This window comes from Bacillus sp. 0209A (assembly GCF_036765095.1).
In the GTDB taxonomy this organism is placed as follows: Bacteria; Bacillota; Bacilli; order Bacillales; family Bacillaceae; genus Bacillus; species Bacillus subtilis_G.
Genome location: NZ_JBAIZV010000001.1, coordinates 321,665 through 339,316 on the forward strand (window position 1 = coordinate 321,665; position 17,652 = coordinate 339,316).

The window sequence follows — 17,652 nt, forward strand, 5'->3', positions numbered from 1 at the left end:
CTAATCCTCGGCCAGCCAGCTTCTCAGCAGTTTTGCAAAATCTTCTGGCTTGTCTTTCGCCATCTTTTCAAGCTGTTTTCGTCTGACTGTTTCCGCTGTTTCATTTTCCTCTTCGTTGATATCAGGCAGATTGATCGGTTCTTGAGGAACCTCATACTCATATTCCTCAAATTCATCCTCTTGCGTCCGTTTCTTTCTAACCAGCATAATAATGAGAACGATGATGGCAGCAATCAAAATACCTCCTGCAATATAAACCCAAATCGGCACCCCTGAGGCTTCTTCTGTATCAGCGTCCATATTTACTTTGCCATCAAAAGGCTGGACGGATAAGACAATTTTATTATTGATGTCCTCGTCGGTAAGCTCCTGGTCTTGTGCATCCTTATCAATAGAAGTTCTGACTACAGTTGAAAGTATTTTTTGAATATCTTCTTGTCTTTCAGCTGAAAGCGACTCGATATTTTTTGCGTCCGGCGGCTCCACCATCACTTGGATTCCCAAATCTCTAACTTTATAAGGGCTCTCTGCGATTTCTTTATGGATCCGGTTAACCTCATAGTTGATTTTTTCGCTGCTTTTTTCATAACCTCCGCCTTCGGTATTTTCCCCGTCAGCTTCGTAATTTGTTACATCATCGTCGCCTGTTCCGGCGATTCCGCCATTGGCTGCACCGTCACCCTGATATGTTTCAGATACCTTTTCCGCGCTGACTGCAATGCCTGCCATGTTTTCTTTATCTACAGGTTCGACAATGTCTTCTGTGCGATTTTCTTTTGTGAAATCAATGTCTGCTGTAACGGAAACAACGACTTTATCTTGTCCCATCATCGTACCGAGCAGTGACTGAACATGCTTTTGAATGTCTTTTTCGACTTGAGATTTAATTCCCTGCTGTGAAGAATAACTATCCGCGTAGGACCCTGCATCGCTGTTTGATTTGTCGTAGTATGTAGAATTTTGGTCCATGATGACAATGTTATCTTCTTTTAGGTTCGGCACACTTTTCGATACCAGATGATACAGTCCGTTGACCTGGCTTTGATCAAGTGTATAGCCCGGTTGTACCTGCAGGACGATTGATGCGGATGCTGCAGATTGCTCCTCACCGACAAACACAGCGTCTTTCGGGAGGTTAATCATTACTTTGGAATTTTTAATACCGTCCATTTCATTGATCAAATTCGACAGTTCTGTCTGTGTTGCTTTCACTTTGACCATATCAAACTCATTGTCTGTCAAACCAAAGCCGGCATTCTGCCCAAAAAATGAATAATCAATTGATCCTGTTTTAGGAAGTCCTTCTGCAGCCAGCTGCACTTTCAATGAATCAACCTGATCCTCCGGAACACTTATCACTGTTCCGCCGTTTGAAAGTTCGTTTGGCACTTTTTTCGCATCAAGTTCTTCTTTGATCTGCCCTGCTTCTTCAGCAGATAAATCTTTGTACAGCGGCGCCATTTTTGAACTGGAAGCAAAAACACTGATAATAATTCCAATAATAATAATTGCCGCTAAAGCACTAATCATTAAAATCTTTTGTAATTTAGATCTGTTTTTCCAAAACTCACTCGTTTTGTTTTTCATTTGCATTAGAGTACGATTCATGTTAACCCCCGGTCATTCCACTCTTTCTCTTAATCGTAAGACCCTCTACATTTGCATTCTCATAATCTCCTGATAGGCTTCCACAGCTTTATTGCGGAACTCTGTTGCAGCAGTTAGAGAGACGCTTGCTTTTTGAGCGGCGATCATGACCTCATCAAGATTTACATCTTTTCCTGCAGCCAAGGCATTAGTCATGTTGTCAGAAGCTACTTGGGACTCATTTAACGAACTAATAGAGTTTTTTAAAAGCTCCGAAAAGCTTGTTTGATTTGAAGAATCTGTTTTTTGGCTATTGTTTACTTGATTTGTTGCATTTTGAGTGTTTTGAGTATTTTGAACCTGAAAAGGAGAAATTGCATTAATCACATTCGTTCACCTTACCTTCCGATTTCTAACGCCTTCATCAGCATTCCCTTTGTGGCATTCATTGCTGTGACATTCGCCTCGTATGATCTTGTGCTGCTGACAAGGTCAACCATTTCTTTCAACGGGTCAACATTAGGCTTTTGTATATATCCTTCAGCGTTTGCATCTGGGTTTGCCGGATCATAGACAAGATTAAAATCTGAATCATCTTCCGCGATTTTAGAAACCTTTACACCGTTTCCGGCATTGCCGCTTCCGCCCATTTTAGAATTGAGAATTGAAGAGAACGATTCACCTTTTGACTGAAGAGAAACCATTTTTCTTCTGTAAGGCACCCACTCTCCGTCCACCTGCTTAGCTCTAGTCGTATCCATATTAGCCAAGTTAGACGATACAACGTCCATTCTGACACGCTGAGCTGTTAAAGCTGATGCTGAAACATTTAAGCTATGAAAAGCTGTCATTATTTCCCTCCTGTTAATACGGTTTTCAGCGAATTAAATTTACCGTTCATTCTTTCAACTAAAGCTTGATAGTTGATTTGATTTTGCGCCAATTCTGTCATCTCTTTGTCGACGTCAACATTGTTTCCGTTTTGCTGATACGATGTATTCGCACTTGTTACAATTGAATAATTCGAATCAGTATCAGAAAAATCAACATGACGATAGTCTGTTTTTGTCGCTTCGAGACGCGAGGATTCTTGATTTAATAAATTTTGGAAAGAGACTTTTTTCGCCTTATAGTTCGGTGTATCTATATTGGCGATATTATTAGTTATGACTTTTTGCTTAATATTCGCTCTGCCCAAGGCATTTTCAAGATTTTGTATCGTTCCAGAAAATAAGCTCAAATCCACTTACCTCCATTTCAGTTTTTTTCACCCTCAATATCCTTGTCGAGAATTGTAAAACTATATGCTTATTGTAAGAAATAACAGGCATAAAGTCTATGAAGTTCGTGTAAAAAAATGTCCTCACAATTATCTATTTTATAACTAGGTATATAGTCCTAGATTATTTGAACTATGTTTTCCACCTTGATATAAGCCTGAAAATAGCGGAATTTCTGTTTTTTTGACATTTTTTTCGTTATTTTTTAGTCTTTTTAATGAAAAATGTAAGATTTATTAAAAATATTACAAAGAAAGACTTTCAACCCAGGAAATAAAGCTTATCAATTTCCTTTATTTGAGCATAAAAAAGAACCCCTTAAAAAGGGGTTCTTTCGGTGATTAATGAGATTTGAGATTTTCTAATTCAATTAGGAATTTGTTGTTAAGCACTTTGATATAAGTACCTTTCATTCCTAATGATCTTGACTCGATGACACCAGCGCTTTCCAGCTTTCTGAGTGCGTTCACAATAACAGATCGGGTAATGCCGACGCGGTCTGCGATTTTACTTGCAACGAGAAGACCTTCGTTTCCGTCAAGCTCTTCAAAAATGTGCTCAATTGCTTCAAGCTCACTGTAAGAAAGCGAGCTGATAGCCATTTGTACGACAGCTTTACTTCTTGCTTCCTCTTCGATTTCTTCTGCTTTTTCTCGCAAGATTTCCATTCCGACAACTGTAGCACCGTATTCAGCGAGAATTAAATCATCGTCTTGAAATTGATCCTGTAAACGTGAAAGAATGAGTGTCCCTAATCTTTCTCCGCCTCCGATGATTGGTACAATTGTTGTTAAACCAGCTTGGAACAGGTCTCTGTTCTCAACAGGAAAAGCAGTATATTCACTGTTAATATCCAAGTTAGAAGATGTTTCAGGAACGTTAAACAGATTTTTCGTATATTCTTCAGGGAATTGACGATCCTCAAGCATTTTTTTCATGCGGTCATTTTCAATTTGCTGGTTAATAGAATATCCAAGGAGTTTGCCTCTGCGGCTTACAACGAAAATATTGGAATCAATTACGTCCCGCAGCGTCTCCGCCATTTCCTTGAAGTTCACCGGTTTCCCTGCCGCAGCTTGCAGCATGGAGTTAATAATTCTTGTTTTTTGTAATAAAGCCATGATAAATAATCCTCCTAAATATTCCTCATATTAAATTTTTCACAATATAAATTGACTTAAATCTTTATTTTTGGCTATTGTTCCTAGCTTTTCTTCGACATACTGTGGTGTAATCGTTATTTTCTCCATTGTGACATCAGGAGCTTCAAACGATAGATCTTCTAATAGACGTTCAAGTATTGTATGAAGGCGTCTCGCACCGATATTATCTGTGTCCTGGTTCACATGATAAGCAACTTCTGCAATCTTACGAATAGCTTCGTCAGAAAATTCAAGAGATATACCTTCCGTCTGCAATAATGCCTGATATTGTTTCAGCAGCGCATTATCCGGCTCAACCAAAATTCTCACGAAGTCGTCTACCGTGAGTTTGCTCAGTTCTACACGAATCGGGAAACGCCCCTGCAGTTCAGGAATCAAATCAGATGGTTTTGCCATATGAAACGCTCCTGCTGCAATAAATAACACATGGTCTGTTTTTACCGAACCATATTTAGTGACAACGGTTGAACCCTCAACGATTGGGAGGATATCCCGCTGAACGCCTTCTCTTGATACATCGGCAGAGGATGACGCGCCGCCATTTTTTGCAATTTTATCAATCTCGTCGATAAAGATAATTCCATTCTCTTCTGCTCTCTGAACAGCTTCCTGGCCGACTTCATCCATATCGATGAGTTTACTTGCTTCTTCATTCGTCAGAACTTTTCTGGCTTCTCTGACTGTCATTTTACGCCGTTTCTTTTTCTTTGGCATTAATCCACTCAGTGCGTCCTGCATATTCATACCCATCTGCTCCATACCAGAGCCCTGCAGCATGTCGAACATAGAAGGCTGCTGCTCTTCGACTTCTACTGTTACATAGTGGTCTTCGAGCTCTCCTAAAGCCAGCTGATGCTCCATTCGTTTCCTTTTTTCTTCAATGTTTGCTTCTTCCTGGCTCTCCGCCTCATCTTCGCCACTCGGCTGGCTGCCGCCAAACAACATTTCAAAAGGATTTTTAACGCCTGATTGTTTTTTCTTCCCAGGAACTAACAGATGAACAATGCGTTTATTTGCATTTTCTTCAGCCTGCTCTTTTACTTCATTGATTTTCTCTTCTTTTATAAGCCGAACAGAAGTCTCCACAAGGTCTCTGACCATTGATTCAACATCTCTGCCTACGTAGCCGACTTCAGTAAATTTTGTTGCTTCAATTTTGATAAATGGCGCACCTGAGAGCTTGGCGATTCGTCTGGCAATTTCAGTTTTCCCAACGCCGGTAGGCCCCATCATTAAAATGTTTTTCGGAACGACCTCATCCTTCAGTTTTTCATCTAGAAGACTTCTTCTATAGCGGTTTCTTAATGCCACGGCGACAGCTTTTTTCGCGTTTTGCTGACCGACAATATATTGGTCTAACCGATCTACAATCTGTCTTGGTGTTAATGGTTTTTTTTCCATGCGCCTCAAGTCCTTTCTATTCAAGTTCTTCCAGTATGATTTGATCGTTCGTGTAAACACAAATTTCGCCCGCTGTTTCTAACGCGGCTCTAGCAATCTCACTTGCAGACATGCTTTCACCGGCATGTTTTTTCAAAGCTCTTCCGGCCGCCAAAGCGTAATTGCCTCCTGATCCAATCGCGAGAATGCCGTCATCTGGTTCGATTACCTCGCCTGTTCCCGATACGAGAAGCAAAGTATCCTGATTCATAACGATTAACATGGCTTCAAGCTTTCTAAGCACTTTATCGCTGCGCCATTCTTTAGCAAGCTCAACAGCGGCTCGTTTTAAGTTGCCGTTGTACTCTTCAAGCTTAGCTTCAAACTTTTCGAATAAAGTGAAAGCGTCTGCAACAGATCCCGCAAACCCAGCAAGAACCTTACCATTGAACAGTTTTCTCACTTTTCGTGCAGTGTGTTTCATGACAACAGCCTGACCAAATGTCACTTGGCCGTCTCCGGACATAGCACTTCGTCCCTTATGCTGCACGGCAAATATTGTGGTCGCATGAAAAGATGACATAAAGGGCCTCCTTTAATTTTTCTTAAAAGCTCTTGGATGGTGAGACATATATGTGTTTCTCAACATTTCCTTCGAAACGTGCGTATATATCTGTGTCGAAGACAGATTGGAATGTCCGAGCAATTCTTGAACACTTCTCAAATCTGCTCCTTCGTTTAACAGATGAGTGGCGAACGTATGTCGAAGCATATGCGGATGGATATGTAAAGTGCCGGACGCTTTTTGAACAAGCCCGCTTAAAATATGTCTGATGCCTCGGGCTGTAAGCGGTCCGCCTCTTTGATTCACGAATAATAGATCATGAGGTTCTTTTGCTTTCATCAGCAAGCACTGTCTTCCGCTATTCATATATACCTTCAACGCTTCGCGGGCGTAAGACCCAAAGGGGATATAGCGCTGCTTCTTGCCTTTGCCGTGAACAAGCACAGTGTCCATAAATAAATCAACATCGTTAACAGTTATGGAACAGCATTCACTGACCCTCATTCCGGTGGCATAGAGAAGCTCTAACAGCGCTTGATCCCTCATTCCGGCCGGCTGGCTTATATCTGAAACTTCAAACAGCTCCTCAAGCTCTTTTTGATATAGAAACTTCGGTATCCGTTTTTCTTGTTTCGGCAGATGAACAAGCTGAAACGGATTTTCTTCAACAAGCTTTTCCCGCATCAGAAACTTATAAAAGCTTCTTAATGCAGATATCTTTTTGCTTATCGTTCTTCTCGATAAACCTTTTTCATAGGCTTCCGTCAAAAAAATCCTAGTATCCTGATATGCAGCTTCTTCAAATCCATTTATACCTTGAACGCGCAGAAAAGTCTCGAATTCTTCAATTGAATCCACATAATTCACAATAGTATATTGTGAATAATTTTTTTCAATTTGTAAATATTCTACGAATAACTTTACGAAATTCTTAACATTATCCATACCTAAACCTCCCCAGAAAGGGCTTTTAAATGGTATCACAAATCGCGTTCAGGTTGCAATCAATACCTATATTGTTTTCAAAATTGTTTGAATTGTCTCAATCGCACGGTTCGCGTATTGTTCATTCCGCTCTTTTTTATTTTTAATTTTAACAGGCAATTCTTTTAAAAGCCCAAAGTTTGCATTCATCGGCTGGAAGTTCTTCTGGTTTGTTGTTGTAATATAGTGAGCCATACTGCCTATCGCTGTTTCCTGAGGGAAAGTGACAAGCTCTTCTCCTAGTACAAGTTTAGCCGCATTAATGCCTGCTATGAGTCCTGATGCAGCTGATTCCACGTATCCTTCTACTCCCGTCATTTGGCCTGCAAAGAACAAATCACTGCGGTTTTTAAATTGATAAGTCGGCTTTAACAGGCTTGGAGAGTTAATGAATGTGTTTCTGTGCATCACGCCGTATCTGACGATTTCTACATTTTCTAACCCCGGAATCAATTTGAGAACTTCTTTTTGGTCTCCCCATTTTAAATGAGTCTGGAATCCTACAATATTATAGAGTGTTCCCGCAGCATCATCCTGTCTGAGCTGGACGACAGCATAAGGACGTTTTCCTGTCTCAGGATGCTCTAATCCAACCGGCTTCATCGGTCCGAAAAGCATTGTTTTCTTTCCCCGTTTTGCCATGACTTCAATCGGCATGCAGCCTTCAAAGAAAATCTCTTTTTCAAACTCTTTTAAAGGGACTGTTTCTGCTGATGTTAATGCTTCATGAAAACGGTCAAACTCTTCTTCTGTCATCGGGCAGTTCAAATACGCCGCTTCACCTTTATCATAACGGGATTTCAAGTACACTTTATCCATATCAAGGCTGTCTTTTTCTACAATTGGCGCCGCTGCGTCATAAAAATATAAATAGTCTTCTCCAGTCAGCTCCTTCAGCTGGGCTGACAGCGATTCAGACGTTAACGGTCCCGTTGCGATAACGGTAGGACCTTCTGGAATTTCCGTCACTTCTTCATTCATAACGGTTACGTTTGGATGGTTTTTTACCCGATTTGTCACGCTTGCGGCAAATTCATGACGGTCTACCGCGAGAGCACCGCCAGCAGGCACCGAACATTCGTCAGCGGCCGCGATGATAGCTGAATCTAGTGCCCGCATTTCTTCCTTTAATACACCGACCGCATTAGCAAGTGTGTTGGAGCGCAGAGAGTTGCTGCACACAAGCTCGGCAAATTTATCTGTATGGTGCGCAGGCGTTTGTTTAACAGGACGCATTTCATATAATTTGACTTGAATTCCCCGTTTGGCAAGCTGCCATGCCGCTTCACTTCCTGCGAGTCCGGCTCCGATTACATTCACTGTTTGTTGGTTCATCTTTCACATCTCCTAGTTTATTATTCAAGGCCTTCTTTTAACACACAAAGAAGGTGAGCAAGACCCTGCTCACCGCTACTTCTGTGGTTCTTCCTTATAATCGCATTCCACGCATTGGACTTGTATGCCTTTTTTGAGTTTTTTCTCGACGAGCATTTTTCCGCATTTCGGGCATTTTCGTTCAATTGGTTTGTCCCAGGAAACGAATTCACAGTCCGGATAACGGTCACAGCCGTAAAAAACCCGTTTCTTTTTCGATTTTCGTTCAACAATATTTCCTTCACCGCAGCTCGGGCACTTCACGCCGATTTGTTTCACAATCGGCTTTGTGTTCCGGCAATCCGGAAAGTTGGAGCAAGCTAAGAATTTACCGTATCGGCCCATTTTATATACCATTGGAGAACTGCACAATTCACAATCTTCCCCTGCATATTCAGGCTCGATTTCAACTTCTTTCATTTCCGCTTCAGCTTTTTTCACGCGTTTTTCAAAATCCGCGTAGAAGTTATCAATAATCTTAACCCATTCGGTATCGCCTTCTTCAACATGATCAAGGTCTTTTTCCATTTTCGCTGTAAACTCAACGTTAATGATTTCAGGGAAAAATTCCATAATCAAGTCAAGAACGATCTGCCCTAGTTCAGTCGGAACAAAACGTTTATTATCCAAAGACACATAGCCGCGCCGCTGAATGGTATCAAGCGTCGGAGCATACGTGGAAGGACGGCCAATACCGAGTTCTTCAAGAGTTTTAACGAGTCGTGCCTCGGTATATCGCGGAGGCGGCTGGGTAAAATGCTGCTCCGGCTCTATATCTTTTGATAATACCGTGTCGCCTTCTTGTAAGTCAGGCAGCATCCGGTTTTTTTCTTCCATTTGGTCGTCTTTTCCTTCAACATACACCTTCATAAACCCGGAAAACTTGACTTTACTTCCATTTGCACGAAATGTCAAACCATTGTTTGTCAGATCGACACTCATTGTATCGAGAATTGCAGGTGCCATTTGACTGGCAACAAAGCGCTCCCAAATTAATTTATACAATCTCATCTGATCTCTGCCGAGTACTGCTTTTAATTCACTAGGTTTTCTGAGAACTGATGTCGGACGGATGGCTTCGTGGGCATCCTGGGCACTTTCATTCTTTTTCGCAGGCTTTCGTTTGCCGCCTAAGAACTCTTTGCCATATGCCTGATCAATAAATGCAGCAGCTTCATCAACCGCCGTATTTGAAATACGGGTTGAATCCGTTCTCATATACGTGATCAGACCGACAGTTCCTTCTCTTCCAAGATCGATTCCTTCATATAATTGCTGTGCAATCATCATCGTTTTCTTCGCTCTGAAATTGAGTTTGCGAGCCGCTTCCTGCTGCAGGGTGGAAGTGGTAAAAGGCAAGGCCGGATTACGTTTACGTTCCTTTTTCGTTACTTTTTCAACTGTATATTTATTGCCTTTAAGCTGAGAAAGAATGTCTTTTACGTCGGCTTCACTATTTAAAGGAAGTTTTTTGCCGTTTTTTCCGAAAAAGCTCCCTTCGAACGTTTCCTGTCCTTTTAAGAACGTACCGTCAATGGTCCAATATTCCTCCGGCTTAAAGTCGTTAATTTCTTTTTCACGGTCAGTAATCAAACGGAGGGCAACGGATTGAACGCGGCCTGCGCTAAGCCCTTTCTTGACTTTTTTCCATAGGATAGGACTGATTTTGTATCCGACAAGCCTGTCTAAAATACGTCTCGCCTGCTGTGCATCCACTAAATCCATATTGATCATGCGGGGATGTTTAAACGATTCCTTAATGGCGTCTTTTGTAATTTCGTTAAACACCACACGGCAGTCTGAATTGAGATCTAAATCAAGGCTGTGTGCCAAGTGCCATGCAATCGCTTCCCCTTCTCTGTCGGGGTCGGCTGCGAGATATACTTTTTTAGCTTTTTTCGCAGCCGTTTTCAACTCTTTTAATACCGGGCCTTTACCTCGAATGGTAATATATTTTGGTTCGAAATTCTGTTCTATGTCAACTCCCATTTGACTTTTTGGAAGATCTCGGACATGTCCCATTGATGCTTTTACTTTATATTTTTTACCTAAGTAACGTTCAATCGTTTTCGCCTTAGCAGGCGATTCCACGATGACTAGATAATCAGACATTTTCATCCCCCTCAAGAGGTGTTCTCTCTCTTTTCAAGTATTTCAATTTTATTTTTGCTGCTGTCTTTATTTGGCTTTCAACATTTCATTCTTTATGATGAACGTCATTATTTAAATAGAAAACAATATGCAACTTTAAATCCTCACTATTATTAAATATTACAATGCCGTTTGTCAAACGATAATTCAAAAGGGTTCCGTATATTGAACGTTTCTTTCAGGAAGCTCCTCGAAAACATCCTCTGCTGACCATATGGCTTTAGCCCCCTGCTGAATCAGTTTTATAGGACCTCCGGCGTAAGGATCAAATAATGAACCGGGTACGGCAAAAACTTCTCTCCCTTGTTCCAGTGCTTGATATGCAGTAATCAGCGAACCGCTTTTTTCTTTGCCCTGCACAACAATAATGCCTTCACTTAATCCGCTGATGATACGGTTTCTCATAGGGAAATGCCATTTTTGGGGTTTAGTTTCAGGTGGATGCTCTGACAGAAGGATATGGTGTTTTGCCATGTGATTTGCTAACTGAAGGTTTTCCCGGGGATAAATGTGATGAAATCCCCCTGCAATGACGCCGATTGTCCGCCCCTTCGCCTTAATACTTGCCGCGTGGGACATTCCGTCTATCCCAGACGCAAGTCCGCTGACAATCACCCACTCTTTGCGGCAAAGCTCTTTAGTAAGGTGATTGACAACATGCATCCCATAAGCTGTTGGATTTCTTGTACCTACAATTCCAATTTTCCTCCCTTCGGAAAGAAGAGCCATATCACCCTTTGCAAACAGGACGGCGGGGGGATCATAAATGGTTTGCAGCCAGAAAGGATATTGCTTAGAAGAAATCGGGATGGGGATAATGCCTTGCTCATGGTAAGAAGCAAGTACACGCTGAAGCTTTGGATAATGTTTTTCTATTTTGTTTTTTAATGCAGCTGCCTCTCTTTTACCGCGAGTAACAGTTTCTAACATGGGTGATGTCAGCGACATAGATGGATCGGCTTTCCACCATTTTAATAGAAGGGATGGGGATAATAATTGATTGATTCTGCAATTCATTAAACAGGCAGCGGCCTGATCCAATATATTGACCTCCTTTTGACAGAAAAAGATAGAACAGCCTTGACGGCTGTCCCTTCTTTATTAATGCGTTTTGCAAGTTTCGAACAAGTTCTTCTCTTTCAGCACCTTAATTAACGTTTCGCCCATTACAGAAGGTGTGTCTGCAACTTTTATTCCGCATGCATTAAGGGTTTTGATTTTTTCATCAGCTGTACCTTTCCCGCCGGAAATAATGGCGCCGGCATGTCCCATGCGCTTCCCTGGGGGTGCTGTTTTACCGCCGATAAAACCGACTACCGGTTTTGTCATGTTGGCTTTTACCCACTCTGCCGCTTCCTCTTCGGCAGTACCGCCGATTTCGCCAATCATAATGACAGCATGTGTGTCAGGATCTTCGTTAAACGCTTTTAAAACGTCAATAAAGTTTGTTCCATTTACAGGGTCGCCGCCGATTCCAACAGCTGTAGATTGTCCTACACCGGCTTCTGACAGCTGGTGCACCGCTTCGTATGTTAATGTTCCTGAACGCGATACAACGCCTACATGACCCTTTTTATGGATATATCCAGGCATAATGCCGATTTTGCATTCTTCAGGCGTGATAACACCAGGACAGTTCGGCCCTATCAGTCTCGTTTTCTTGCCTTCCATAAAGCGTTTTACCTTTACCATATCCAAAACCGGAATATGTTCAGTGATGCAGATCACGAGATCAAGCTCCGCATCTACCGCTTCCATAATCGCATCAGCTGCAAACGGTGCCGGTACATATATAACAGACGCGTTAGCGCCGGTCGTTTGAACTGCGTCAGCCACTGTATTAAATACAGGAACCCCTTCCGCTTCAGTTCCGCCTTTTCCAGGTGTTACACCGCCTACGATATTTGTGCCGTATTCGAGCATCTGTTTCGTATGAAATAAAGCGGTAGAACCTGTAATCCCTTGCACAATAACTCTTGTATCTTTATTAATAAAAACACTCATTATCTGGTCCCCTGCCTTTCATTCTTTCTTAAACTAAGGATACGATTTTCTGCGCGCCGTCAGCCATTGATTCCGCAGATGTAATATTTAACCCTGATTCACTAAGGATTTTCTTCCCTAGATCCACGTTTGTGCCTTCTAGACGGACGACAAGCGGCAATGTCAAACCGACTTGTTTAGTCGCTTCAACAACCCCTTCTGCGATGACATCACATTTCATAATGCCGCCGAAAATGTTGACAAAAATCCCTTTAACGTTTTGATCAGAAAGAATGATTTTGAATGCTTCCGTGACTTTTTCTGCGGTTGCACCGCCGCCCACATCCAGGAAGTTGGCCGGTTCTCCTCCGTAATGCTTGATAATATCCATTGTGGACATTGCAAGTCCCGCGCCGTTTACCATACAGCCGATATTTCCATCAAGGGAAATGTAGCTTAAATCGTATTTGGACGCTTCGATTTCTTTCGGATCTTCTTCATCCAAGTCTCTGTATTCCATAATGTCTTTTTGTCTATACAACGCGTTGCTGTCGAAATTCAATTTCGCATCAAGCGCCATCACACTTCCGTCGCCGGTGACAACGAGCGGGTTGATTTCAGCGATAGAGCAGTCTTTCTCAACAAACGCTTTATATAGTCCAAGCATAAATTTAGCAGCTTTCCCCACGAGCTCTTTTGGAATATTAATAGCGAATGCAATTTCTCTGGCTTGATAGCCTTGGAGGCCGACAGCCGGATCAATTACAGCTTTTTTGATTTTTTCCGGTGTTTTTTCCGCAACTTCTTCAATTTCTGTTCCGCCTTCTTCGGAAGCCATCAGAACGATTCTGGAAGTGGCGCGGTCAAGCACAAGACCCACGTAGTATTCTTTTTTAATATCGCAGCCTTCTTCAATAAGTAAGCGTTTTATTACTTGGCCGTCCGGACCCGTCTGATGTGTAACTAGGGTCTTCCCTAAGAGCTCTTCGGCATACGCTTTAACTTCGTCTAATGATTTTGCTATTTTCACCCCACCAGCTTTGCCTCGACCGCCAGCATGAATTTGAGCCTTTACGACATAAACCGAGCTGGATAAGTTCTTTGCTTTCTCAACTGCTTCATCTGCTGTAAAAGCCACTTTACCTTCAGGAACAGATACCCCATATTTTCTGAGGACTTCTTTTCCCTGGTACTCATGGATATTCATTTCCCATCCTCCTAACTTATGTAACAAAACTAAAATAGACTGCGCTTTCATTCTATAATAATACTGGAAGAATTGTCTAGAGTTCGATGCAAAATCTTTAAATCCTTCTTAACATTCAAACTTTTATTTTATTAAAAACATAAATTTCAAACAGAGGATGGGGAATATTATCGTTATTTTTTGTTTTTTACGCTTTCGTCCAATCTGTAAATGAACGAAAAAATCTCGGCTACCGTTTCATAAAGAGCTTCCGGGATTTGATCATCCACAGTCAAATGGCGCATTAATTCGACAAGGGTCCGATCTTCTTGAATCGGGACCCCTGCATTTTTCGCTTCTTTGATAATGTTGTCGGCTACATGGCCCTTTCCTGTCGCAACCACTCTCGGCGCCCTGTCTTTTCGTTCATCATAATGGAGAGCCATCGCTTTTCTGACCGGCGTCTGCTCTTTCATATTTTCACATCCACTTCCTGATCACTGATGCTAGTTACATATTGATCAATTGCAGCCTTCTCTTCGGTGTGAATCCTTTTTTTAGCGTTTACACCTGAAAGACTGTACCCCATTTCCATAAGACCCTGTTTAAGTGCAGGCACCATCGGATCGATCGCAGCCTGAAGATCGAAATCAGTCTCAATTGTAATGGTCATGACTTTTTGCTGTATCAAGCAATCAACAACTGTTTCTTTTAACGTGTCCAACTGCAGCAAAAACAAAAGACGGCAATGGGAGGGATCAAGCTTTCCATCCGCTTCTTTCTTTCCTTTAAACAGAACAGTCATGTCCTGAACCCCTGACTTCGAGAACAGCGGAAATGACATCACAATTTGGCTGTATGACGGATGGTCCTGCTGCATGAAAAGCTGGCCGTTTAATTTGTGAAAGAGCTGATCGGCTTCCCGTTTGACAGGTTCGGCTACCTCATGCGACCCTCTTGCGGCCTGAAGAGCCAGCTTGATGGATTGTATTTCATCAGGGGTGACCGCGCTTCCTTGTTCAAACGCTTTAATGAATGCAAGCTCGTCCCTTGCGCCGATTGCCAGCTTCACTTTGGTTAAGAAAGAAAGAACATCTGCCTTATCAGCTAAACTAGGCGCTGTATGCTGAACAGCCTTTAAAAAGACTTCGGCTTCCTGATCTGTGACTTGTGCAGCCTGTAAAACAGCTGAAGCGGCAGGTGACTTACTGTCACCCGTTGAAGCAGCCGCTTTCATCCAATTTGCTGCTTCTTTCACAATTTGAAGACTGTTTTTTTCAGCAGATTCCGTCAGCTTTGTCAGTAACTGCCGGGCTTCTTTGATTGGAATGTCTGCTGCGGTTTTAGCTGGCTCTCCTTGTACGCCTCTCTGTTCTGCTGTGTGGTTTACAGGCGGCAAACTGGCCTTTTCGAGAGAGCCGGATGGTGCGCTAAGCTCCCTATTTCCGGCTGTATTGCCTGAAGAAGGCGCTTTGGTATTGTCCGTTATAGAGACAAGCTTATCGATCAGACGTTCTGCATGAACATCGATTTCGCTATTAAAAAGTGTTGTAATTGCTTCTTTGAGCTTTGTCATCATTTGGCTCTGCTGAGGGTTTTGGTTAATAGCCTGAAGCAGTTGAGATACGTGCTGATGCAGCGGAACAGGCGATTTTACAGCATGAACACCGCTCAAAACCTCGGGGTGAATGGGTAATTCACGCTTTAAAGCGAACAGAACCGTTTCAATCGCTTTTTTTGTGTCTGACGCAGGCAGCGCATCCATCCAGCGGACAGCTGTTTTGATATCATTTTCTGTTACGGGTGTTTTGCTCTTGAGCATTGCTCCTGTCATCATTAGAGCAGCGTTTGACGGCTTTACTGATATGGCATTCAGAAGCTTTCCGGCTGCTTCCTGAATGGTTTTGGGATTTTGGTTAAAGCTTTGAACGACCTGAAGGCGGCCTGTTTGTTCTGCCGTTTTTTTTTCGTAGGAAAACCAATAGTACGCCTGAGGACGAAGCTGGGTTTCAAGTTTTCCCTGGACAGTTTGATTGCCGACTTGGATCAGCGCATGCTGATCTCCTAATAAACGAAGCACTTTTCCTAAAAGAAGACGCTTCTCCCCGTTTTGCGCTTCGCTGACATTTGCTGATTCCTTCGGGATTACTGTATTTTTAAAAAGGTGCTGCAGCGCCTTTTGCACATCATTTCGTATATTCATTTACAAGAGGTGCCTCCTTGTCCATTGATTTAACTGATAGATTGAACAGGAGCGAAAGTTTTGCGGTGCAATTCAGTTGGGCCGTATGCAGCGAGAGCTTCAAGATGCTCTTTTGTCCCATAGCCTTTATTTTTTTCAAAGCCATACATGGGGTAGGTTTCGGCATAGGCGCTCATCATCCGGTCTCTTGTTACTTTCGCGATACACGCACCTGCCGCAATAGACACGCTTTTGGCATCACCTTTTATAATTGAGGACTGAGCCGTGTCGAGCGGCAGTGTCATTGCGTCAACAAGCAAATAATCAGGTGTATCTGGCAAATCCTGTATCGCTTTCACCATTGCCATCTTTGAAGCCTCATATATATTGATTTCATCAATCACAGAGGCTTCTACAATTCCTATTCCGACCGCCAGTGCTTCTTTCATAATAAGTTCGTAATATTCATCACGCTTTTTTTCTGAAAGTTTTTTGGAGTCTGTCAGCCCAAGTATTTCACATTCCTCCGGAAGAATGACTGCGCTGGCGACAACAGGTCCTGCCAATGGCCCCCGGCCGACCTCGTCAACACCTGCGATCAAGCGAAATCCTTTGTTTCTTGCCAGCCTTTCATAGGAAGTCATATTCAGCCATTGTTCTTTCAGCGCTTTTTCTTTCGCCTGCTTTTTAAGCCATTGCTCTACAAGCGTTTGAACGCTCTTTCTCGGATCGTTTACGCATTGGGCAAGAAATGGGTCTTGTCCATCCTTCACTTCCTGCAAACGGTCTTTAATGTCCTTTACGGTTAATGTAATCACTTTCTCTTCTCCCTTACTGTATGTATCGGATCGGTCAGGAAAAAATAAAGACCCGCATTTCTGCGCGCCTTTACTTAGCGGGCTGTTCAAATGACAGCCTGCCGAACTTTTCAGTGCGGATATCGCGAATGATGACTTCAGTCGTTTTATCGTAGTTAATAAGCCCTCCGCCCATGAGACAGCCGCGCTTTTCACCTATTGCATCAAACAGCTCTGCAATGTCCTCTGGGATCTCATCAAGGCTGTAACGCTCTTTAAGCCGTTCAGGATAATGTTCTTCGAGAAAACGAAGACCAAACACGGCCACGTCCTGCAGATTGAGAATTGTGTCTTTAATAGCCCCGGTGATTGCCAGCCTCAAGCCGACAAGCTCGTCTTCAAATTTAGGCCATAAAATCCCCGGTGTGTCTAAGAGCTCTAATTCTTTCCCGACTTTGACCCACTGCTGAGATGTCGTAATACCAGGTCTGTCTCCCGTTTTTGCTATGTTTTTCTTTGCCAGCCGGTTGATAAGTGTTGATTTTCCGACGTTTGGAATGCCGATAATCAAAGCGCGAATTGCTCTAGGCTTCACGCCTTTCGCCCTCATCCGGTCAAATTTTTCTTGGAGGATCTCTTTTGACGCAGGCACAATTTGATTTAAGCCTTGTCCGTTTACCGAATTAATGGACAGAGAGCGAATCCCCTGGTTCTCAAAGTGCTGTTTCCATTGCTGCGTAACTGCCGCATCTGCTTTGTCAGCCTTGTTTAACAGCATAATTCTCGGCTTATTTTTTAGAATGTCCTCAATCATTGGGTTTCTTGATGACATAGGAATTCTGGCATCTACCAATTCATATACAATATCGATTAATTTTAATTTTTCGGTTACTTCCCTTCTTGCCTTTGCCATATGGCCCGGGAACCATTGAATTGTCATGTGACACGAACACCGCCTTTATCTCTCAGTATGCATAATTCTTTGTTGTCCTTTATGTATTTTACGATGCCTGTCCGGCA

17 protein-coding genes are annotated in these 17,652 nt (G+C 42.6%); all 17 read right to left on the reverse strand.

From position 1 onward, the window contains the following. Entirely contained in the window at positions 1 to 1,608 is a 1,608-nt protein-coding gene (gene fliF, locus V6D44_RS01180; RefSeq protein WP_087991590.1) for a flagellar basal-body MS-ring/collar protein FliF, read from the reverse strand. A gap of 45 nt (positions 1,609 to 1,653) precedes the next feature. Next, a complete protein-coding gene (gene fliE / locus V6D44_RS01185; protein WP_087991588.1) occupies positions 1,654 to 1,974 on the reverse strand; it encodes a flagellar hook-basal body complex protein FliE in 321 nt (106 codons plus the stop codon). A gap of 11 nt (positions 1,975 to 1,985) precedes the next feature. Further along, positions 1,986 to 2,438: a flagellar basal body rod protein FlgC gene (gene flgC, locus V6D44_RS01190; RefSeq protein WP_087991587.1), complete on the reverse strand. Its 453-nt coding sequence runs from the start codon at positions 2,436 to 2,438 to the stop codon at positions 1,986 to 1,988. Beyond that, complete coding sequence (gene flgB / locus V6D44_RS01195; protein WP_087991586.1) at positions 2,438 to 2,827, reverse strand: flagellar basal body rod protein FlgB; 390 nt, start codon at positions 2,825 to 2,827, stop codon at positions 2,438 to 2,440. Before flgB ends, flgC begins: the two co-directional genes overlap by 1 nt. A 381-nt stretch (positions 2,828 to 3,208) precedes the next feature. Further along, positions 3,209 to 3,988 (reverse strand): GTP-sensing pleiotropic transcriptional regulator CodY, encoded by a 780-nt coding sequence (codY, locus tag V6D44_RS01200; protein ID WP_087992061.1) that lies wholly within the window; start codon positions 3,986 to 3,988, stop codon positions 3,209 to 3,211. Positions 3,989 to 4,027: 39 nt separating this feature from the next. Continuing rightward, positions 4,028 to 5,431: an HslU--HslV peptidase ATPase subunit gene (gene hslU, locus V6D44_RS01205; RefSeq protein ID WP_087992062.1), complete on the reverse strand. Its 1,404-nt coding sequence runs from the start codon at positions 5,429 to 5,431 to the stop codon at positions 4,028 to 4,030. Positions 5,432 to 5,447: 16 nt separating this feature from the next. Next, positions 5,448 to 5,993, reverse strand: a complete 546-nt coding sequence (gene clpQ / locus V6D44_RS01210; RefSeq protein WP_003238555.1) for an ATP-dependent protease subunit ClpQ — start codon at positions 5,991 to 5,993, stop codon at positions 5,448 to 5,450. A 12-nt stretch (positions 5,994 to 6,005) separates the two neighbouring features. Further along, complete coding sequence (gene xerC, locus V6D44_RS01215; RefSeq protein WP_087992063.1) at positions 6,006 to 6,920, reverse strand: tyrosine recombinase XerC; 915 nt, start codon at positions 6,918 to 6,920, stop codon at positions 6,006 to 6,008. Positions 6,921 to 6,986: 66 nt separating this feature from the next. After that, positions 6,987 to 8,294: an FADH(2)-oxidizing methylenetetrahydrofolate--tRNA-(uracil(54)-C(5))-methyltransferase TrmFO gene (gene trmFO / locus V6D44_RS01220; RefSeq protein ID WP_087992064.1), complete on the reverse strand. Its 1,308-nt coding sequence runs from the start codon at positions 8,292 to 8,294 to the stop codon at positions 6,987 to 6,989. A 75-nt stretch (positions 8,295 to 8,369) separates the two neighbouring features. Then, a complete protein-coding gene (gene topA / locus V6D44_RS01225; RefSeq protein ID WP_253269093.1) occupies positions 8,370 to 10,445 on the reverse strand; it encodes a type I DNA topoisomerase in 2,076 nt (691 codons plus the stop codon). 186 nt (positions 10,446 to 10,631) lie between these two features. Beyond that, positions 10,632 to 11,525, reverse strand: coding sequence for a DNA-processing protein DprA (gene dprA / locus V6D44_RS01230; RefSeq protein ID WP_253269092.1), 894 nt, complete (start codon positions 11,523 to 11,525; stop codon positions 10,632 to 10,634). Between the two features lie 60 nt (positions 11,526 to 11,585). Continuing rightward, positions 11,586 to 12,488 (reverse strand): succinate--CoA ligase subunit alpha, encoded by a 903-nt coding sequence (sucD, locus tag V6D44_RS01235; protein ID WP_253269091.1) that lies wholly within the window; start codon positions 12,486 to 12,488, stop codon positions 11,586 to 11,588. A 28-nt stretch (positions 12,489 to 12,516) separates the two neighbouring features. Continuing rightward, positions 12,517 to 13,674 (reverse strand): ADP-forming succinate--CoA ligase subunit beta, encoded by a 1,158-nt coding sequence (gene sucC, locus V6D44_RS01240; RefSeq protein WP_148961835.1) that lies wholly within the window; start codon positions 13,672 to 13,674, stop codon positions 12,517 to 12,519. A 173-nt stretch (positions 13,675 to 13,847) separates the two neighbouring features. Continuing rightward, a complete protein-coding gene (locus V6D44_RS01245) occupies positions 13,848 to 14,129 on the reverse strand; it encodes a FlhB-like flagellar biosynthesis protein (protein WP_087992069.1) in 282 nt (93 codons plus the stop codon). After that, positions 14,126 to 15,856: a hypothetical protein gene (locus tag V6D44_RS01250; RefSeq protein ID WP_253269090.1), complete on the reverse strand. Its 1,731-nt coding sequence runs from the start codon at positions 15,854 to 15,856 to the stop codon at positions 14,126 to 14,128. The genes V6D44_RS01245 and V6D44_RS01250 overlap by 4 nt, the downstream gene beginning before the upstream one ends. A gap of 29 nt (positions 15,857 to 15,885) precedes the next feature. After that, a complete protein-coding gene (gene rnhB / locus V6D44_RS01255) occupies positions 15,886 to 16,653 on the reverse strand; it encodes a ribonuclease HII (protein ID WP_253269089.1) in 768 nt (255 codons plus the stop codon). A 70-nt stretch (positions 16,654 to 16,723) separates the two neighbouring features. Beyond that, positions 16,724 to 17,572 carry a ribosome biogenesis GTPase YlqF gene (gene ylqF, locus V6D44_RS01260; RefSeq protein WP_253269088.1) on the reverse strand — a complete coding sequence of 283 codons (849 nt, stop codon included), beginning with the start codon at positions 17,570 to 17,572 and terminating at the stop codon, positions 16,724 to 16,726. Positions 17,573 to 17,652 lie beyond the last annotated feature (80 nt).